The organism is Streptomyces pactum (assembly GCF_002005225.1).
In the GTDB taxonomy this organism is placed as follows: Bacteria; Actinomycetota; Actinomycetes; order Streptomycetales; family Streptomycetaceae; genus Streptomyces; species Streptomyces pactum_A.
Window position 1 is genome coordinate 1803853 of sequence record NZ_CP019724.1, and the last position, 19236, is coordinate 1823088.

General features: G+C 76.0%; 18 protein-coding genes and 1 pseudogene. 6 read left to right on the forward strand and 13 right to left on the reverse strand.

All coding sequences use genetic code 11. The annotated features are described in order from the left end of the window. The first annotated feature begins 73 nt into the window (after positions 1-73). From B1H29_RS07425 to B1H29_RS07440, 4 genes are read left to right on the forward strand one after another with little or no spacing between them, the layout of a single operon-like run. Positions 74-442 (forward strand): hypothetical protein, encoded by a 369-nt coding sequence (locus tag B1H29_RS07425; protein ID WP_055419487.1) that lies wholly within the window; start codon positions 74-76, stop codon positions 440-442. After that, the gene (locus B1H29_RS07430) at positions 439-1890 is read left to right on the forward strand and encodes a tetratricopeptide repeat protein (RefSeq protein ID WP_055419488.1); all 1452 of its coding nucleotides are present in this window, start codon (positions 439-441) and stop codon (positions 1888-1890) included. Before B1H29_RS07425 ends, B1H29_RS07430 begins: the two co-directional genes overlap by 4 nt. A gap of 41 nt (positions 1891-1931) precedes the next feature. After that, entirely contained in the window at positions 1932-2942 is a 1011-nt protein-coding gene (locus tag B1H29_RS07435) for a polysaccharide pyruvyl transferase family protein (protein ID WP_167392516.1), read from the forward strand. Further along, a complete protein-coding gene (locus B1H29_RS07440; protein WP_055419489.1) occupies positions 2939-3247 on the forward strand; it encodes a DUF3040 domain-containing protein in 309 nt (102 codons plus the stop codon). Before B1H29_RS07435 ends, B1H29_RS07440 begins: the two co-directional genes overlap by 4 nt. Before the next feature lie 99 nt (positions 3248-3346). Here B1H29_RS07440 and B1H29_RS07445 read toward each other — a convergent pair whose 3' ends face one another. From B1H29_RS07445 to B1H29_RS07500, 12 genes and pseudogenes are all read right to left on the reverse strand, one after another. Then, positions 3347-4243, reverse strand: a complete 897-nt coding sequence (locus tag B1H29_RS07445; protein WP_055419490.1) for a glycosyltransferase family 2 protein — start codon at positions 4241-4243, stop codon at positions 3347-3349. Beyond that, the gene (locus B1H29_RS07450) at positions 4240-5193 is read right to left on the reverse strand and encodes a glycosyltransferase family 2 protein (RefSeq protein WP_055419491.1); all 954 of its coding nucleotides are present in this window, start codon (positions 5191-5193) and stop codon (positions 4240-4242) included. The genes B1H29_RS07445 and B1H29_RS07450 overlap by 4 nt, the downstream gene beginning before the upstream one ends. Then, positions 5190-6329, reverse strand: a complete 1140-nt coding sequence (locus B1H29_RS07455) for a glycosyltransferase family 9 protein (protein WP_234393065.1) — start codon at positions 6327-6329, stop codon at positions 5190-5192. The genes B1H29_RS07450 and B1H29_RS07455 overlap by 4 nt, the downstream gene beginning before the upstream one ends. Beyond that, entirely contained in the window at positions 6326-7696 is a 1371-nt protein-coding gene (gene rfaE2, locus B1H29_RS07460) for a D-glycero-beta-D-manno-heptose 1-phosphate adenylyltransferase (RefSeq protein ID WP_055419492.1), read from the reverse strand. The genes B1H29_RS07455 and rfaE2 overlap by 4 nt, the downstream gene beginning before the upstream one ends. Before the next feature lie 8 nt (positions 7697-7704). Beyond that, a complete protein-coding gene (locus B1H29_RS07465) occupies positions 7705-8331 on the reverse strand; it encodes a D-sedoheptulose-7-phosphate isomerase (protein ID WP_055419493.1) in 627 nt (208 codons plus the stop codon). Then, positions 8331-9548: a glycosyltransferase family 4 protein gene (locus B1H29_RS07470; protein WP_055419494.1), complete on the reverse strand. Its 1218-nt coding sequence runs from the start codon at positions 9546-9548 to the stop codon at positions 8331-8333. The genes B1H29_RS07465 and B1H29_RS07470 overlap by 1 nt, the downstream gene beginning before the upstream one ends. After that, a complete protein-coding gene (locus B1H29_RS07475; protein WP_055419495.1) occupies positions 9545-10504 on the reverse strand; it encodes a glycosyltransferase in 960 nt (319 codons plus the stop codon). Before B1H29_RS07475 ends, B1H29_RS07470 begins: the two co-directional genes overlap by 4 nt. After that, entirely contained in the window at positions 10501-11490 is a 990-nt protein-coding gene (locus B1H29_RS07480; protein WP_055419496.1) for a glycosyltransferase family 9 protein, read from the reverse strand. Before B1H29_RS07480 ends, B1H29_RS07475 begins: the two co-directional genes overlap by 4 nt. A 452-nt stretch (positions 11491-11942) precedes the next feature. Beyond that, positions 11943-12509: pseudogene (locus tag B1H29_RS07485) on the reverse strand (D-glycero-alpha-D-manno-heptose-1,7-bisphosphate 7-phosphatase); the annotation flags it as partial. Further along, positions 12506-13543 carry a glycosyltransferase family 2 protein gene (locus B1H29_RS07490; RefSeq protein WP_055419497.1) on the reverse strand — a complete coding sequence of 346 codons (1038 nt, stop codon included), beginning with the start codon at positions 13541-13543 and terminating at the stop codon, positions 12506-12508. The gene B1H29_RS07490 and the pseudogene B1H29_RS07485, both read right to left, overlap by 4 nt. After that, positions 13540-15180 carry a carbamoyltransferase family protein gene (locus B1H29_RS07495; protein ID WP_055419498.1) on the reverse strand — a complete coding sequence of 547 codons (1641 nt, stop codon included), beginning with the start codon at positions 15178-15180 and terminating at the stop codon, positions 13540-13542. The genes B1H29_RS07490 and B1H29_RS07495 overlap by 4 nt, the downstream gene beginning before the upstream one ends. 188 nt (positions 15181-15368) lie before the next feature. Then, positions 15369-16361, reverse strand: coding sequence for a UDP-glucuronic acid decarboxylase family protein (locus B1H29_RS07500; protein ID WP_055419499.1), 993 nt, complete (start codon positions 16359-16361; stop codon positions 15369-15371). Between the two features lie 188 nt (positions 16362-16549). Between B1H29_RS07500 and B1H29_RS07505 the strand changes: the two genes are divergently transcribed. Together B1H29_RS07505 and B1H29_RS07510 are read left to right on the forward strand one after the other, a co-directional pair. Then, positions 16550-16990 (forward strand): SRPBCC family protein, encoded by a 441-nt coding sequence (locus tag B1H29_RS07505; RefSeq protein ID WP_055419948.1) that lies wholly within the window; start codon positions 16550-16552, stop codon positions 16988-16990. A gap of 85 nt (positions 16991-17075) precedes the next feature. Continuing rightward, on the forward strand, positions 17076-18044 hold the full coding sequence (locus tag B1H29_RS07510; RefSeq protein WP_199832377.1) for an endonuclease/exonuclease/phosphatase family protein: 969 nt from the start codon (positions 17076-17078) through the stop codon (positions 18042-18044). An 11-nt stretch (positions 18045-18055) separates the two neighbouring features. Here the strand turns inward: B1H29_RS07510 and B1H29_RS07515 are convergent, their stop codons facing one another. Beyond that, positions 18056-19207, reverse strand: coding sequence for an XdhC family protein (locus B1H29_RS07515; RefSeq protein WP_055419500.1), 1152 nt, complete (start codon positions 19205-19207; stop codon positions 18056-18058). Between the last annotated feature and the right edge of the window lie 29 nt (positions 19208-19236).

A 19236-nucleotide genomic window follows, 5' to 3' on the forward strand; every position in this document is an offset into this window, starting at 1 on the left:
GTCCGGCACGGTCGCGCCACCCCGCACCCGGTTCACCCCGCACCAGGGAAAGGCCCATGAAGGAAGTGATCCGATGACCACCGACGCGACCCGCCGGCCGCGAAGCGTGACGACGGCGGTGGTGCTGCTGATCCTCGGGACGTTCATCGCGGGTATGGCGGCGACCGGCCCCCAGGGGCATCCGACGACGGTGCTGCCCGTCGCGCTCTGCTTCTGGTTCGCGGTGCGCGCCGGCCGCGGGCGGCGGATCGCCCGCATCACGGTCACCTGTCTGACCGTGGTGGTCCTCGTGCTGTCGGCACCGTACGCGTTCGACGATCCGCTGTACGGCGGCGCCACCCTGCTGCTCGGCGCGGCCCTCGCGGTTCCCGGCCTGGCCCTGCTGTACCTGCCGGCCGCCGAAAGGTACGTCCGTGCCCGCACCGAGGAGGCCGGAACATGACCCGACCGCCGTACGACGAGCCGGAGTACCCCGAGAACGGGTCCCCCGAGCCGGGACCCTGGCCGCCGGCGCCGTCCCGGGAGCCCCGCGGGCCCCGCGAGCCCGATCCGCTCGCCGTCGCCGTCGGCAACGCCTCGCTGCTGGGAGCGGGATACCTGATCCTGGGCCGGCGGGGGCTGTTCTGGGCTGCCGCGGTGGTCACCGTGTCGCTGGTGTGGCTCACGGCCGCGAAGGCGGAGACCTGGTGCGAGCTGCTCCTGCTGCTGTGGTGGGCGGCGGTCGTCGCGCACGGGTGGCGGCTGGCGCGGCGGCACCCGGCGGCGGGTCCCCGGCGCGGACAGCGGGTGCTCGCCCTCGCCCTCACCCTCCCGGTGCTGGTGAGCGCCGGGTGGCTGCGCTTCGACGCCCACGGCATCGAGGACTCGGTCGACGAGGCCCGTGCGGACGGGGACTGCGTGGCCGCGGTGGACGCCCAGGACGGGGTGGGGTTCGGGCACCGGCTGGCCGCCGCCCCGGTGGCCGCGCGGGGCGACAGGGTGGTCGAGGCGTGCGAGCGCCTGGACACGGCGTCGGGCTATCTGAGCGGCGGGCTGACCGGCGACCTGGACATGCTGGAGACCGGCTTCGGGCGGCTCGGCACGGTCCTCGAGGAACCCGGCAACGAGCAGACGGTCGCCACGGCCCTGAAACGCTTCCTCGGTCAGTTGCCCACCGGCGACGGCTGCCAGACCGTACGGATCGCGGACTGGCTGCGGGACCGCGAGGCCGGGCCCGAGGGCCTGACCACCCCCTCCTCCGCCACCGCGGCCCGGATAGCGCCCGAGGCGCTGATGAAGTGCGCGGACGCCCTCATGACGGACCGCGAGTGGGCGAACGCGCGCGACCGCTACCAGCGGCTGCTCGACGAGCACCCCGGGGACAAGCGCGCCAGGACGGCCCGCGAGGGGATGAGGAAGGCCGGGCTGGCCATCGAACTGGACCACGTCAGGGAGCTGGTGTCGGCGACGGACGGCATGAGCACCGGCTACTGCCGCGAGCCGGCGAAGTACTCGCAGGCCCCCGCCTACCGCAAGGGCACCAACCGCGCCCTGTTCGTGGGCGACGGCGAGTACACGGACAAGCTGCCGGACGGGTGGCAGGCCTCCGACGCGGCCAAGGCGGCGCTGGTGGTGTGCGTGGACTCGGCGGGCATGGGCGACACCGTCGAGACCTGCCGGTACCGGGACGACGACCAACGCGTCCGCAGCGTCACGTTCCGCAAGGTCGAGGTCCGGGTGAAGGCCTACGCACTGCGGACCGGGAAGCTCGTGTCCGACCGCAAGCTGCAGATCAGCGGCTCAAGCTGCCCGTACTTCATCTCGTACTACGGCAGTCCGCCCGCGCAGCGGTCCGTCACGCCCTCGGACGCGGACGTGCGCGACGCCTTCGAGCCGGTGGTCAAGCGCTGACCGCGCCGGCCGGTGATTGCCGGGCCGCCGTCGGGGCACCCATGGGCACTGTGCGCGAACGAGGCAAGACCCTGGTGACCGGCTGGTTCAGCTTCCTGCACGGGGAGGCGACCGCCGGGGACGTGCTGGCGCTGCGACGGGTGGAGGAGGTGCTGCGGGGCGCGGGGCTCGCGTACGACGTCGTGTGGAGTCCCGGGTTCCGGGCGGACGCGCCGCACTTCGCCGACCTGGACCCGGCGGCGTACTCCCGGCTGGTCTTCGTGTGCGGTCCGGTGCACGGGCCGCAGGTCGAGGAGTTGCACCGGCGGTTCGCGCACTGCGTGCGGATCGCCGTCGGCGTCTCCGTCGTCGACCCCGCCTCCCCGGCCGCCACCGGCTTCCACGAGGTGCTGGCCCGGGACGCCGCCGGCGCGGTGCCGACCCCGGACCTCGCCGCCCGCGCGCCCGCGTTGCCCGCCCGGCCGGTCGTGGGGGTGGTCCTCACCCACGGGCAGCACGAGTACGGGGACCAGCGGCGGCACGAGGAGGTCGCCGCGGGGCTGACGCGCTGGCTGGCCGGCAAGGACTGTGCCCGGCTGGAACTGGACACGCGGCTCGACGCGCACGACTGGCGGCTGTGCGGCACGCCGGCCCAACTGGAGGCGGTGCTGTCCCGGCTGGACCTGGTCGTCACCGACCGGCTGCACGGGCTGGTCCTGGCGTTGCGGGCCGGGACGCCGGCGCTGGCGGTGGACCCGGTCGCGGGCGGCGCCAAGGTGACGGCGCAGGCCCGTGCCTGCGGCTGGCCGGCGCTGGTGCCCGCCGAGCGGACGGTGAAGGGAGCGGAAGGCGTACTGGACCGCTGGTGGGACTGGTGCCTGACCGGCGGGCGGGACGAGGCGCGGCGGATCGCCGCCGGGTTCCGTACGGCGGACGCGGCCGCGGACGCCGCGGACGGGCTCCTGGCGGCACTGGAGACCCGGGAGGCGCCGGGGGCGCGGCCGGCCGGTCAGCGGCCCGGCCGCGCGGGCACCCGGTGGACCGTCGGTCCGTCCCGGGAGGAGACATCGTGAGCGCCGGCCGGCTCTCCGATCACGAGCAGCGCGTACTCGACGAGGTCGAACGGGCACTGTGCCGCGACCGCGGGCTGGACCGGCGCCTGCGCACGCTGCGGCTCGGCCGGTGCCCCGGCCTCGGCCGTCCGGCGGCGTACCGCCCGCGCACCCCGACCGTCCTGCTGCTGCTCACCGTGTCGGTCACCCTGCTGGTCACCGGCATCGTCACGTCCGAGCCCGCCGTGATCTGGTCCTTCGCCGCGGTGTGGCCGGTGACGCTGTTCGCGGTGTTCCGGTTGCTGTGCCGGTGGACGGAGGGTTAGGCGGCGGTTCGCCCGCCCGTCCACTCCCCTGGCCGGCCCCGCGTCCCCTCGGCGCGGGGCCGGCCCGTGTGTGGCCGCCGTGGTGGTGGGCGGCGGGCGTCAGCCCGTGTAGCTGCGGGCGGTCGAGGCGCGCTGGGCGGGTTCCAGTGAGCGCAGCCGGGCCTCTACCTCCGGTGGCAGCACCCGGCGCTCGCGCAGCACCCACGGCAGGGCGGCCGTCGCCTCGGCGAAGGCGCGCAGGGACGCGGTGTCGCGCGGGACCGTGCGGGCGAGGTGGAGGGTGCGGCGCAGGGCCGGGCCGGCCGGGCGGCGCAGCCACGTGAACCACAGGGTGTTGCGGATGCCGTGCGCCCGCCGCAACGTCGAGTCCCGCACCCGCGAGGGGTGGTGGTGGATCGTCAGGTCGTCCGCGTACGTCAGCCACCAGCCGTCCGCCGCCAGGTCGGCGGCGAGCAGCTCCTCCTCGCCGCCCAGCCACAGCCGGGGGTGGAAGCCGCCCGCGGCCCGGAAGGCGTCGGCGCGCAGCACGGTCGCGGCGGCCAGGAAGGACCCGAGGGCCGGTCCCGGGAGCCAGTTCGGGCGGGGCACGGGCGACTCGCGCAGTTCCCCGACGATCGGGTCCTCGGTGCCGTCGGGTTCGACGAGGATGCGAGCGGTGACCGAGCCGACCGCCGGGTACCGGTCGAGCAGGTCGGCGGCCCCGGACAGGGAGCCCGGGGCCCACCAGGAGTCGTCGTCGCAGAAGGCGACGTAGGGCGTGCGGACCTGGCGGACCGCCAGGTTGCGGCCGACGGCGCCGAGGTTGCGGCCGGGGCGCAGGAGCCGTACGTCCGGGTGGTGGCGGGCGACGGCGGACGCGGTGCCGTCGGTGGAGGCGTTGTCGGTGACGATCACCGGGGGCTTCTCGGGGAGTTCGGCGAGGCGGTCCAGGGTGCGCAGGAGTTCGGGGCACCGGTTGTGGGTGATGACGACGACGGTGGTCCGGGTGTCGCTCACGAGGTCGCTCCGCCGGCTGCGTCCGTTCCGTGGGCGCCGTCGAGGAGGCGCGCGGCGCGTTCGACGTGCGGGGGCAGGGGCCTGCGGGCGCGCAGGGCGGCGGGCAGGCGGGTGAGCGTCTCGCGCAGGGCGCGCCGGGCCCGCGGGTCGCGGCGGGCGTCGGCGGCGAGGGCGCGGGTGCGGGCGAGCGCGTGCGGGAGGGGGCGGCGCAGCCAGGCGGTGAGCAGTTCGTTGCGGCGTACCAACGCCGGGCGGTCGGTGCGGGGGCCGGGGTCCGGGTGGTGGTGGGCGACCACGTCGGGGCAGTGCGTGACGCCCCAGCCGCGGGCGGCCAGGTCGTAGGCGAGGAGGGTCTCCTCGGCGCCGAAGAAGAGCAGGGGGTGGTAGCCGCCCGCGTCGAGGTAGGCCGTGCGGCGGGCGACGGCGGCGCAGCCGAGGAAGCCGAGCACCTGGGTGCCGGGCAGGTCGGTGGCCGCGCCGAGGGGGGAGCCGGCGAGCAGGTCGTTGAGGGGGTCCGCGGCGTCGGCGGGGCCGACGAGGGTGCGGGCGGAGAGCAGGCCGAGCCGGGGGTGCTCGTCGAAGTACCGGGCGGCTGCGCGCAGGGCGCCGGGGGCCCACCAGGAGTCGTCGTCGCTGAACGCCACGTACGGGGTGTCGAGGGCGCGGACGCCGTGGGTGCGGGCGAGGGCGCCGCGGTTGAACGGCAGGGCGAGCACCCGCACCCTCGGGAAGTCGCGGGCCAGCATGGCGCGGGTGTCGTCGGTGGAGGCGTTGTCGACGACGAGGACCTTGGGCCGTTCGGGCAGGGCGAGCAGGTTCCGCACGGTCACGGCGAGGCTCGCGGAACGGTTGCGGGTGGCGATGACGACGCCGACGGGCGCGGTTTCCGCGGGGTCGGCGTGGGACCGCTCTCGGGTGCTGGAGGGGCCGCGGTCGGTGGCGTGGTTCATGGTGCCTCTTCCAGGGCGTCCAGGGCGGCGAGTGCGTCCAGGACGTCGTCGGTGGTGATCCGCAGCAGCGCGGGATCGGTCTCGTGGCCGTGCGGGTCACCGTGGTCGCCGTGGGGACTCGGGAGCCACAGGGCGCGGTGCCGGGGGTGGTCCGGCGGACCCCAGCGGCTGGGCGGGACCGGGCCGAAGAGGGTGACGGAGGGCGTGGCGTGGGCGACGGCGAGGTGGGCGATGCCGGTGTCGCCGCTGACGACGGCGCGGGCGCCGGCCACCAGGGCGGAGAGCCGGTGGTAGGGCAGGCCGCCGCCGAACACGTCCGTGTCGGGCAGGCCGGCGCGTTTCGCCAGCCGCGCCACCAGGTCCGCCTCGTCCGCTCCCCCGGTGACGACGACCCGGCGTCCTCGCGCGCGCAGCGCTCGCGCCACGGCCGCGTACCGTTCCACGGGCCAGCAGCGGGAGGGGGCGCCTGCGCCGGGGTGCAGGACGACCGCGCCGGGGGCGGGGGACGGTCCGTCCGGACGCGGCAGCCGCAGGTCGGCGGGGTCGGCGTCGATGCCGTAAGCCCGCAGCAGCCGGCACCACCGGTCGCGTTCGTGCTCCTCGGCGAACCAGGGCGGCCCCTCCACCTCCGGCGTCCGTGGGTGCGCGAACGCCATCAGCTTCAGCGGGCGCATGCGGGTCAGCAGGCGGTGGCTGGGCGGTCCGTTGCCGTGCAGGTCGACGGCGACGTCGGGGGGCGGTCCGGTCCAGTCGAGGGAGCGCGGGACGGCGCGGCCGGGTTCGGCGGCGGGCAGCAGCCGGTCCACGGCGCCGGTCGCCGCGACGGCGGGCGCCAGCTCGGCCGGGGTGGCCAGCACCAGTTCGTGCCCGGGGTACGCGCGGCGCAGCGCGCGCAGCGCGGGCACCCCGGCCAGCAGATCCCCGAGCCCGAGGGCGCGCAGGACGAGCACGCGGGGCCGTGCTTCCCCGCCGTCCCCGTGCCGCCCCGCGTCCGAGGCGGCGTACGCCGGTCCGGCATCGGGCGGGTGCGCCATCCCGGGGGACGGCGGATGCACGGGGTCGCCCGTCACGGGGCCACCGGCGGACGTCGTGGCCGTCTCCCGGCCGGCCCGCCCCCTCGGCGTGTCCCGGGTCATCGCACCCCCTCCGCGGCCCGGGCCATCAGGGCCGTCGAGGAGCGGCCGTCCAGGTAGGGCAGGAGGACCGCCTGGCCGCCCCACTCCTGGAGGAGCGCGGCCTCGGGGAGGTCCGCGCCGGCGTAGTCGCCGCCCTTGACCCAGACGTCGGGGCGCAGATCGCCGAGGAGGCGTTCGGGGGTGTCCTCGTCGAAGACGGCGACCGCGTCGACGCAGGCCAGGGCGCGCAGGACGCGGACGCGGTCGGCGAGGGGGTTGACCGGGCGGCCGACGCCCTTGCGGCGCTGGACGGAGGCGTCGGAGTTGACGCAGACGACCAGGCAGTCGCCGAGCCGCCGGGCGGCCTGGAGGAGGCCGACGTGTCCGGCGTGCAGCAGGTCGAAGCAGCCGCCCGCGGCGACCACCGTGCCGTGCTGGGCGCGGACGCGGGCGGCCAGGGCCCGCGGGTCGCCGGAGTCGGGCGAGGCGGCCGACTCCGGACCGGTGCCGGCGGGGGGCAGGGCGCCCGCACCGCCCGCGGCGACGAACGCCGTCGCGGCCGCCACCGCTCCCTCGACGGCCTCCCCCACCAGCGCCCCGTCGGCGAGCAGTCCGGCGGCGGTGGCGGCGAACCGGTCCCCCGCGCCGCAGGAGTCGCCGTGGTGGGCGGCGGGCGCGGGGACGAGCAGGGGGTGTTCGCCGTAGGAGAGGAGGGCGCCCCGGGAGCCGAGGGTCACGGTCACCGCGGCCACCCGCCAGTCCCGTACCAGGGCGGCGGCGTCGAGCGCGGCGGCGCGCAGGCCCCCGCCCGGGTGGCCGTCGCGCGGTGCGAAGCCGTGCGCCTCCTTCTCGGCGGGTGTCACCAGCCGGGTGCCGGGGACCGGCGGGCCCCCGCGCGGGTGCGGGTCCCAGACCAGTGGCGGGCGTGCGGTCAGTACGTCCCGCAGGGCGTCCGCCGTACCGCGGCCGTAGTCGGAGACGAGGACGGCCCGGGCGGAGCGCAGGGCGGCGCGGGCCTCGTCGGTGGCCTCGCGGGCCCGGCCGCCGCCGCGGTCGAGGCGGACGACGGGGCGGTCCTGCGCCAGGACGCGGGTCTTCTCGGGCAGTGTCCCGGTGAGGGGAAGGGGGATCAGGGTCAGCCAGGGGTCGAGGAGTGCGCGCAGTGCCCGGCTGGCCGGGTCGTCGCCCGCGCCCGTGATCAGGGTGACCTCGCGGCCGTCGCGGGCGGCGAGGTACGCGGCGAGCGCGGCGCCACCGGGCCGGACGCGCTCGGCGCACTCCGACACGACCGGTACCGGCGCGTCGGGCGCCAGCCGGTCGGCGGAGCCGGTCAGGTCGCGGTCCAGCAGGGCGTCGCCGACCACGACCAGTGGGGTCCTGTCCGCCATGCGTCTCGTCACCTCCGCGTTCCCTTGCCCCGTGCGCCCCGTGCGCCCGGTGCACGCCGTACACCCCGCTCCAGGGCGGCGTCGAAGGCCGCGCAGATCATGTGCACGGCGACCAGGTGGATCTCCTGGACGGTGGCCGTCGACGGGGCGTCGACGCACAGGGACTCGTCGCTGCCCGCCATGAGCGGGTTGGGGGCGCGGCCGGTGAGTGCCCACACCCGTACCCCGGCCGCGCGGGCGGCGTCCGCCGCGGAGAGCAGGTTGGCGCTGGCGCCGCTGGTGGACAGCAGCATCAGTACGTCGCCCTCGCGGCCGTGGGCGCGGACTTGGCGGGCGAAGACCTCGTCGACGCCGTAGTCGTTGGCGATGGCGGTCGTGGAGGAGGTGTCCGCGTGCAGGGCGATGGCGGAGAACGGCGGCCGGTCGTCGCGGTAACGGCCGACGAGTTCGGCGGTCAGGTGCTGTGCCTGGGCGGCGCTGCCGCCGTTGCCCGCGGCCAGCAGCCGGCCGCCGCCCGAGAGGACGGACGCCAGCCGCCCGCCCCAGCGTTCGGTGATGTGCGCGGAGGCGCGGAACGCTCCCAGCGCGTCCTGGAGTTCGTCGCAGTGCCCGACGACGGGCGGGTGGACGGTCATCACGCCACCTCCTTCGACAGCGCGTGGTCGGCGAGGGTCAGGCGGTACACCTGTTCCGCGCCGTCGGCGACGCGCGCCCACGTGTAGTGCCGCAGCACGCGTTCGCGGCCGTTGCGGCCGTACTGGCGGCGCAGCCGTTCGTCGGCGAGGAGTTCGCGGGCGGCGTCCGCGATGGCCTCGGGGTCCTGCGGGGCGACCAGGCGGCCCGTGGTCCCGTCGGCCACGGAGTCGCGGTGGCCGCCGACGTCGGTGGCGAGGACCGGCACGCCGCAGGCCATCGCCTCCAGCGGCACGATGCCGAAGGGCTCGTAGACCGGGGTGCACAGCACCAGGTCGGCGCTGCGGAGCAGGGCGGGCATGTCCTCGGGGTCGACCGCGCCGAGCAGCCGGACACGGTCGGCGACGCCGGTGCGGCGCGCGAGCCCGGTCAGGCGCTGGGCCTCGGGGTCGGCGTCGAGGCCGCCGGGGGGCGGGCCGCCGGCGATGAGGAGTTCGGTGTCGGGGACCTGGGCCAGGGCGCGGATGGCCTGGTCGTAGCCCTTGCGGGGGACGAGCCGGCCGCAGGCGAGCAGCCGGTGCCGCTGCCGTCGGGCCGGGGTGCGGCCGGTGTCGGCGGTGGGGTGGAAGTGCTCGGCGTCCACACCGCAGGGCACGACGGAGACCTGCCGGGGCGGTACGCCCATGTCGCCGAGTTCGACGACCTCGTCGGTGCAGGTGGCCAGGACCCGTTCGCAGGCGCGGCCGAGCTGCCGTTCGATGCCGACGCGCTCGTACGGGCTGGTGTCCCGCATGCCCTGGTGGCGCCGCTTGACGGTGCCGAGGGCGTGGAAGGTCTGCACGAGGGGGATGCCGTGCGGCCGTACGCCGATCTGTGCGGCCATGCCGGACATCCAGAAGTGGGCGTGCACCACGTCGGGCGTCTCCCGGGCCCAGGCACGGGCCAGGTAGGCGCCGAAGGCGGGCATGTGCGGGAACAGTTCGTCCTTGGGTACGGCCGCGGGCGGTCCGGCGGGCACGTGCTCGACGACCGCGCCGCCGGGCAGGGGGATCCGGTCGGGCAGGTCGGTGGCGTCCCGGCGGGTGTAGACCGTGACGTCGTGGCCGCGCCCCGCCAACTCCTCGGTGAGGCGGGCCACGTAGACGTTCTGTCCTCCGGCGTCGACGCCGCCGAGCGCGGCGAGGGGGCTCGCGTGCTCGGACACCATGGCGATCCTCATCGGGTCACCTCCTTCAGCAGCCGCTCCCAGTCGTCCAGGAAGCGGGACAGCCCGTAGCGGGACAGGGCCGCCGCACGGGCCCCGTCGCCGACGGTCCGCGCGTGCGGCGGGTCGGCGAGGAAGTCGCGTACGGCGTCGGTCAGTACGTCGATGCGGTTGGAGACCACGCCGGCGCCGGGGGGCACGGCCTCGGTGACCTCGGTGGTGGCGAGGGCGACCACGGGCATGCCGAGGTGCATGGCCTCCAGGAGGGACAGGCCCAGGGAGGTCCAGCGGATGGGGTGGACGTAGACGCGGCGGCGGGCCAGCTCGGCGTGCAGGTCGCTCTGGGGAACGTCCCGGGTGCGGCAGCGGCCGGGGTCGACGCCGATGTGGTCGGCGAGTCCCTCGGTGCGCATGCCGAACACGTCGAGCGGGGCGGCGCGGGCGAACGCGGGGAGCAGGTCGGTTCCGGTCGTACGCCCGCGCCGGATCGGCTCGTTGACGACGACGGCCGCGCGGTCCAGCTCGCCGGTCCAGCGGTGTCCGGGGTCGATGATGCCGTGCTCGACGACCGTCGTCGGCGTGGGGCCCGCGTCCCACATCAGCCGGTTGAAGTGGGTGACGTGGACGAGGGTGACGCCGGGGATGTCGGCGGCGGGGTGGCGGGTGTCGGGTACTCCGGGAGAAGAGCCGTCGGGGGCGTTGTGCTCCAGGTACACCAGCGGCGGGCGGCGGCCGAGCCACTGGTCGACCAGGGCGAGTTCGTGCGGGCGCTGGATGATCACGAGGTCGATGTGCTCGTCCCGCAGCCGCTGAGGCGGTACTTCGACGACGGAGTCGGGCCAGTCCCAGGTACGGGCGCGGCCGAGGCCGTCCGGTCCGCGGTCCGGGGTGACGGGGACGAGGTAGGTGTGCGGGCCCTGCACGAAGGCCGTGGTCCACGACCCGTGCACGTGCCAGATGAGGATCCTCATGCCTCCCCCAGCAGTTTCTCGACGGCGGCCGCCACGTCGGTGGCCGTGACGGTGTTCAGGCAGGGGTGGCCGGGGACGGGGCAGTCCCGGGCCCGGCTGTCGGCGCAGGGCGCGTCCTGGTCGCCGAGCAGGACGTAGGGGACGCCGTACGGCCGCCAGCGCTCGGCCGGTACGACCGGTGCGAACAGAGACACGACCGGGGTGCCGACGGCGGCGGCGAGGTGGGCGGGCGCGGTGTTGCCGGTGACGACGACGGCGGCGCCCGCGAGCACCCCGGCCAGCTCGGGAGCCTCGGTGCGGCCGCCGAGGTCGGTGCCGTGCTCGCCCGCGACGTACGCGGTGAGCTCGCGTTCGCCGGGGCCTCCGGTGACCAGCACGCGGTGCCCGGCGGCGGCCAGTTCGCGCACGGCCTCGGCGCTGCGGTCGGGGCTCCAGGCGCGGGCGGGGACGCTGGCGCCCGGGTGGAGCACGACGTAGGGGCCGGGGCCGGTCAGCGCGCCGGCGCGGGGCGGGGTGCGCACCCGCAGCCGTCCGTCGTCGGGGCGCGGGAATCCGGCCGCCTCGGCGAGGTCGAGCGCGGCCTCGGCCTCGTGGGCGTGCGGTGCGCGCCGGTGGCGCAGGTCGAGCAGGGAGCCGGGGTAGTCCACGCTGTCCGCGGCGATGTGCCGGACGCCGGCCAGGCGCAGTACCAGGGCGGTGGGCAGCGGGGACTGGTGGAAGGAGGTGAGGACGAGGGCGGTGTCGGCGTCGATCCGGTCCACCAGTGCGTCGATGTCCGCCCGGCTGACGTCGGGCGGCTGGAACCCGCCCCACGGCGCGTCCCACACCAGCACCTCGTCGACGCCGGGCAGCAGACGGGCGGCCGGCGCGCCGCGGGACCCGCACAGCATGGTGACGTGGTCGGCCCGGGCGGCCACGGCCCGGACGGCGGGCCCGGCGAGCAGTACGTCGCCGAAGCTGTCGAGCCGGGTGACGAGCGCCTTCATCGCGGCCTCCCGCGGGTGTCCACGACGGCACGTGTCCGAGCCGCCTCGGGGCCGGAGGTGCCCCGGCCGGGGAAGCCGACGGAGCGGTCCCGACCGCTCCGCGCGCCGGGAGCAGCCACGCCGGGGACGGCCGACCGGCCCCCTTCACCACCGGCGCCTACGTCACCCCGCCCGCCCCGGCCGGGGGCGGGCCGGTCGGCGGCGGTCGCGGGCTCACTCCCGTCCACGCCGGCCGCCGACACCCGCCCGTCCACGACCGCCACAGGCTCACTCCCGTCAACACCGGCCGCCGACACCCGCCCGTCCACGACCGCCGCAGGCTCACTCCCGTCCACGCCGGCCGCCGACGCCCGCTCGTCCACACCGGCCGCAGGCTCACTCCCATCAGCACCGCCCGCCGGCGCCCGCCCGTCCACAGCGGCCGCAGGCTCGCTGCCGTCCGTGCCCGTGTCGAACGCCGCCCCGATGGGCCGCTCGTCCACGAGGACCCGGCCCCTGGGCGGGCCGGCGAGTACCGCCCGTACGGCGGTCAGGAGGTCCGGGGCGACGTGGTTCGCGGTGGCCGTCTCCTGCGGGCGGGTCTGCGCGTTGGGGACGAGGATGCCGTGGGCGCCCGCGCGTTCGGCGGCCTCCGTGTCGGCGCCGATGTCGCCGATGACGACGCAGTCGGCGGGGTCGGTGCAGACGCGTCCGGCGGCCCAGAGCACCAGGCCGGGCTCCGGCTTGCGGCAGTGGCAGCCGTCGTCGGGGCCGTGCGGGCAGATCGCCCAGACGTCGAAGGGGCCGATGAGGTCGTCGATCCGCCGGTTGACGTGGCGGACGTCGGTGTCGCTGAGCAGGCCGCGGGCGATGCCGGACTGGTTGGTGACGACGCCGGTGCGGATGCCGTGTTCGCGCAGCAGTGCGACCGCCTCGCGGGCGCCCTCGACGGGCCGGACGCGTTCCGGGTCGCCGTTGTAGGGGACGTCGTGGACGAGAGTGCCGTCGCGGTCGAAGAGCACGGCCTTGACAGGGCTCATGCGGCCACCTCCCGCCAGGCGGGGGCGTTGCGGTGCCGCCACAGTCCGCTCAGCCGGTGCCAGGTCGCGGCGGGCGGGATGAGCACGCTCGTGATCAGCATGGTCGTGACCTCGTGGCGGGTGCGCGGTCCCGGGGTGATGCGGGCCCAGGCGAACTCGGCGGTGCCCGCGGCCCATCCGAGCCCGGCGGCCGCGGCGGCGCGGGGCCGGCCGGCGGCGGTGAGGGCGAGGGCGGCCGCACCGGCGGCGGTGATCGCCGCGTGGCGCCGGATCCGGCCCTTGGGCGCCACCGCCTTGGCCCACCAGTCGGGGCCGTGCAGCCGCAGCATCAGGGCGTCGTCGGCGTTGCCGCGCTGCTGCTTCAGGGACGCCCAGCGGGAGGCGGGGCGTACGGGATGGCGGGTGGTGCGGCGGCCCCGCCGGATGCGCCAGCCCGCGTCGAGGACGCGCAGCGCCAGGTCGGCGTCCTCGCGGAAGGCGCGGGTGAAGCGTTCGTCGAAGCCGCCGACCTGCTTGAGCACGTCGGTGCGGTAGGCCATGTCTGCGGTGATCCACTGGGCCCGCGCGAGGCCGGCGGTGCCCCGCTCCCAGTCGGTGGGGCGGCGTTCACCCGGCAGCGGCACGGCGATCACGCCCTGCACGGCACCCGTGTCGGGCGCCGCCTCGGCGAGGTCCTGGACCAACTGGTCGCACCAGTGCGGGCCGACCTGGACGTCGTCGTCGAGGAAGGCGGTCCAGGGCGAGGTGACCGCGCTGAGGCCGGTGTTGCGGGCGGCGGCGGGGCCCCGGCCCCCGCTGCGCAGCACCACGGTGCGCTCGCGCAGGTCGCCGAGGACGCTCAGGGGGTGCTCCAGCGCTTCCGGGTCGGCGTCCGGTAGGGGCCGGTCGTCGACGAGGACGATCTCGTCGGGACCGGGCCCGGTCGCGGCGGTCAGCGCGGCCAGGCAGTCGGCCAGCGTGGCGCGCACGAGGGTGGGGACGACCACGGCGTAGCCCGTCCTGGGGCCGCCGCCGGTCACGGAGTCGCCGGTCATGCGAATGCCCTCCCCCGGCGCACCGCGAACGGGCCGATCGCCAGCAGGTCCACCGGTGCGGACCCGAAGCACTCCAGCGCGTCGCGCGGGTCGTCGACCATGGGCCGCCCGGCGGTGTTGAGGCTGGTGTTGACCACGACGGGCAGCCCGGTACGGCGTTCGAAGGCGGCCAGCATCCGGGCGACGAGCGGCTCGCGGCGCTCCTCGACGGTCTGGATGCGGGCGGTGCCGTCGACGTGCACGACGGCCGGGATGCGGTCGCGCCACGCGGGCGCCACATCGTGCACGAAGAGCATGTACGGGCTCGGGACCGGCCCGGTGAAGATGTCGGCGGCCCGGTCGGCCAGCACCATGGGCGCGACGGGACGGAACTCCTCGCGGCCCTTGACGTGGTTGAGCCGCTCCAGGTTCTCCGCCCGGCCCGGGTGGGCCATCAGGGAGCGGTGGCCGAGGGCGCGCGGTCCGAACTCGCTGCGGCCCTGGAACCAGGCGACGACGCCGTCCCGGGCCAGTTCCTCGGCGACCGTCTCGGCGATGTCGTCCGGCTCCTCGTAGGGGATCGCGGCCGTCTCCAGCCAGGCGCGGATCTCCTCGTCACTCCAGCCGCGGCCGAGGTCGGCGCCGGGCATGGGCTCGGGAGCGGTGCCCTCCTGGGCGGCGGCCACGTGCAGGGCGCCGCCGAGGGCCGTGCCCGCGTCGCCGGCGGCGGGCTGCACCCACACGTGCCGGTACGGGCCGCGGGCGGCGATCTTCGAGTTGGCGACGCAGTTGAGCGCGACGCCGCCCGCCATGGTCAGCGCTTCTCCCCCGGCCTCGCGGTGCAGCCAGTGGACGAGTTCGAGGAGCAGTTCCTCCAGTACGGCCTGGGTGCTCGCGGCGAGGTCGGCGTGGTCCTTCGTCCAGTCCTCGCCCTCGGCGCGGGCCGGGGCGAGGGCCGCCCAGTCGACGCCGTGGGCGCGGAAGCCGCCGTCGCCGGTGGCGTGGACGTGCTCGCGCAGCCGGTCGAGGTGGCGGGGGGTGCCGTAGGAGGCGAGGGCCATCACCTTGTACTCGTCGCTGCTGCGCAGGAAGCCGAGGTGCTCGGTCAGTTCCTCGTAGACCAGGCCGAGCGAGTGCGGCAGCGCCTGCGTGGCGAGGGTGTCGAGCTTGCCGTCGCGGTAGCGGCCGGCCAGGTGGGAGGCGGACTCGCCGCGCCCGTCGAGGACGAGGACGTCGTTGTCGGGGTGCGGTGAGGCCGGTCCGGCGGAGGCGGCGTGCGCCACGTGGTGCGGTACGAAGACGACCTGGTCGGGGTCGAGACCGGGCAGCGCGTCGGCGAGGAACTCGGGGGCGCGGCGGGCGTACTCCAGCCGCAGCGGGTCCCAGGGGTCGTCCAGGCCCATGTCGCGGGCGGGCCGGGCGAGCTTGGGGTCGAAGGAGTACGCGACGGCGTCCAGTTCCCCGGGCCGCACCCCGGCGTGTTCCAGGCACCACCGCGCCGACAGCTCCGGTACCTCCCACGCGGAGAAGGGCACCGGGCGCTTGCCGTGCTTGCGGCGGCTGAAGCGCTCTTCCTCGGCGGCCGCAACGGTCCGGCCGTCGACGACGAGTGCGGCGGCCGGGTCGTGGAACAGGGCGTTGATACCAAGGATGCGCATGGGGGGTGCTCCGTCCCGGGCGGCTCGTGAATCTCTCTGGGTCGTTCCGGCTCCTGTGGAACCTTTGGTTCCGTCTCGGCTCGCGGGTGCCGCGGGGCGGCTGACTCAAACACTTGGAGACAACTCAGTTCCAGAAATGAGCGGACATGTCACGGACTGTGATGGTAGGCGGCCTGTCCTGCCCGCGGCTACGCCGCCACGGAGTGCGCGAACCAGCCGATGGTCCGCTCCAGCCCCTCGCTCCAGCCGACCCGGGGCCGCCAGCCGAGCCGTTCCCGGGCCAGGGTGGTGTCGGGCTTGCGCCGGCCGGGGTCGTCGACGGGGCGTTCGACGAAGCGGATGCGGGAGCCGGAACCGGTGAGCTCGACGACGCGGCGGGCCAGTTCCAGCATGGTGATCTCGTCGGCGCCGCCGATGTTCACCGGCCCGCTCTCACCCGACGCGGCGAGGGCCAGAACGCCGTCGACGGTGTCGTCGACGTAGCACAGGGAGCGGGTCTGGCCGCCGTCGCCGGCGACGGTGAGCGGCATGCCGTCCAGGGCCTGCGCGATGAAGGTCGGCACGGCGCGGCCGTCGCCGGTGCGCATGCGGGGGCCGTAGGTGTTGAAGATGCGGACGATGGCCGCGTCGGTGCCGTGCACCTGGCGGTGGGCGGTGACCAGGGCCTCGGCGAAGCGCTTGGACTCGTCGTAGACGCTGCGCGGGCCGACCGGGTTGACGTTGCCCCAGTACGTCTCGCGCTGCGGGTGCTCCAGCGGGTCGCCGTAGACCTCGGAGGTGGAGGCGAGCAGGAAGCGGGCGCCGTCGGCACGGGCCCGTTCCAGGGCGTTGCGGGTCCCGGTGCTGCCGACGTCGAGGGTCTCCAGGGGCAGCCGGAGGTAGTCGGCGGGTGAGGCCGGGCAGGCGAAGTGCAGGACGAGGTCGAAGCGGCCGGGCAGGCGGCGCAGGGCCGCCGGGTCGGTGGCGTCGGCCCGGACGAACCGGAAGCCTCGGTGCCGCTCCAGCTCGGCCACGTTGGCGCGGGAGCCGGTGGCCAGGTTGTCGAGGCACACGACGTCGGTACCGGCGTCGAGCAGGCGGCCGCACAGGTGGGAACCCACGAATCCCGCTCCGCCGGTCACCAGGGCCCGGCGCCAGTCACGTCCGCTCACGGGGTTGTCGCCCACGGGGCTCTCGCTCACGGGGTCCTCCTCACTCTCGCGTCACTCGCGTGTCGGCTGAGTAACCCGGTGAACGCCCCCACTACCCCGAACACACATTCGACATGGGCGAGGAGGGCACTTCCGCGGACGGCATCACCCCGTCCCGCGACCGGCCGGACCGGTCACCGGTCATCGGTCACCCGCGGCCCGTTCCCTACGATCGGTGCGTGGCCACCTTCTCGCTCGAACGCACCGCCCCGCTCCCCCTGGACGAGGCATGGCGCCGGCTCACCGCATGGCAGCGGCACGGTGACGCCGTGCCGATGACCCGGGTCACCGTCACCACTCCCGGTCCCACGCGCCGGGGCACGGTGATCGTGGCCCGCACGGGCGCGGGGCCGCTCGCCTTCGACGACAGGATGGAGGTGACCGCCTGGCAGCCACCGGGCGACGGCACCCCCGGCCTGTGCCGGCTGGAGAAGCGGGGCCGCCTGGTCGGGGGCTGGGCCGAGATCGAGGTCCACCCGGGCCCCGGCGGCCGGACCCGCGTCGTGTGGCGCGAGGAACTGAGGGTGCGCCTCCTCCCGTCGTTCTTCGACGGCGCGCTCGGCCGCGCGGGGCGGTACGTCTTCGGCCGCGCGGTCAACCGGCTCCTGCGGCGACCGTGAACCCCCGGTCGCCCACGAGGCACGGGCCGCGGTCGGGATCGCGTCGCACGCCGCGCCCCGGACGTTTCCCGCGTACCGTGCCGGCATGTCTGCCAGAGTGCGCACCTTCGTCCAACTGTCCGTAGCCGGTGCTCTGTTGAGCCTCGCCGTGGCCGCACCGGCCGCCTCCGCCGACCAGGGTTTCGCGGTCCCGCTGCGCGTCGCCACGTACAACATCCACGCCGGAACGGGGTCGGACGGCGTCTTCGACCTCGACCGGCAGGCCGCCGCGCTGCGTGCCCTCGACGCCGACGTGATCGGCCTCCAGGAGGTCGACGTGCACTGGGGTCCACGCAGTCAGGGGCTGGACGTCGCAGGAGAGTTGGCGCGGCGGCTCGGCATGCGGGTGTCGTTCGCGCCGATCTACAGTCTCGACCCCGTGGCGCCCGGGAGCCCTCGGCGCGAGTACGGCGTGGCGGTGCTCTCCCGCTTCCCGATCCGTTCCGCGGCGAACCACGAGATCACGCGCCTGTCCACCCAGGACGAGAACCCGGTGCCGGCCCCGGCGCCCGGGTTCGGCGAGGTGACGCTCAAGGTGCGCGGGGTGCCGGTGCAGGTGTTCGTGACGCACCTCGACTACCGCTCCGACCCGGCGGTCCGGGTGGCCCAGGTCGCCGACACCCGGCGGATCATGGCGCGGGAGCGGGCCGCGCTGCCGGGGGCCCGGCAGGTGCTGCTGGGCGACTTCAACGCGGAGCCCTTGGATCCCGAACTGCGACCGCTGTGGACGGACTTGCGCGACGCCGGAGGGGAGAGCGGTGGCACGTTTCCGGCCGCGGCACCCGTGAAGCGGATCGACTACGTGGCCGTGGGCAAGGACGTGCGGGTGCACGGCGCCCACGTGCCGGACGAGGCCCTGGCCTCGGACCACCGGCCGGTGGTCGCGGACGTCTCCCTGCCGAGGAAGCCCGGGAAGCCGCCGAAGACGGAGAAGGCCGGGAAGGCCGGGAAGGCCGGGAAGGCCGGGAAGGCCGGGAAGGCCGGGAAGGCGGGGAATGGGGACGGCCGCGGCTGATTGGGTCCTGGCTAGGCCACCGAGCCGATGCGGCCGGCCGGGGACGACGGGCCGTCGTGGTGGATGGGGGTGTGGGCGCCGGTCAGGGAGGCGCCCGTGCCGCCCCGGCGGGTCGCGACGATCTCGGCGGCGATGGACAGGGCCGTCTCCTCGGGCGTACGGGCGCCCAGGTCGAGGCCGATGGGTGACCTGAGGCGGGTCAGCTCCAGGTCACTCACGCCGGCCTCGCGCAGCCGTGCGTCGCGGTCCAGGTGGGTGCGGCGGGAGCCCATCGCGCCGACGTACGCCACCGGCAGGCGCAGCGCCAGCTCGAGCAGGGGTACGTCGAACTTGGCGTCGTGGGTCAGGACGCACAGCACCGTGCGCGCGTCGACCTCCGTGCGCCGCAGGTACTCGTGCGGCCACTCGACGACGACCTCGTCCGCCTCCGGGAAGCGGTCCCGCGTCGCGAAGACGGGGCGCGCGTCGCACACCGTCACGTGGTAGCCGAGGAACTTGCCGGCCCGGGCCAGCGCCGAGGCGAAGTCGACCGCGCCGAAGACGATCATGCGGGGTGCCGGGACGGAGGTCTCGATCAGCAGGGTGAGCGGTGCTCCGCAACGCGAGCCCTGCTCTGAGATCTCCAGCGTGCCGGTGCGGCCGGCGTCCAGGAAGGCGCCCGCCTCGCCGGCCACCGTGCGGTCCAGTTCGGGATGGGCGCCGAAACCGCCGGTGCGGGAGCCGTCCGGGCGGACGGCGAGCGCGCGGCCCGTCAGTTTCGCCGGACCGCGCACGATCCGCGCCACCGCCGCCGGCTCCCCCCGCGCGGCGGCGGCGAGCGCGGCGGCCAGCGCCGGACGGGCGGCGTCGTCCGCCCGTACCGGCGTGACGAGGATGTCGACGACCCCGCCGCAGGTCAGCCCCACGGCGAAGGCGTCCTCGTCGCTGTAGCCGAAGCGCTCCAGTACGGTTTCGCCGTCCTCGAGCGCCTGCCGGCACAGCTCGTACACGGCACCCTCCACACAGCCGCCGGAGACCGAGCCGACCGCCGTGCCCCCGGCGTCCACCGCGAGGGCGGCGCCGGGCCGGCGCGGGGCGCTGCCGCCGACGGCCACCACGGTGGCCACGGCGAAGTCGCGTCCCTGCCCGACCCACCGGTCCAGCTCTTCGGCGATGTCCAGCATCTGTCGGTCTCCTCCACGGAGCGGATATG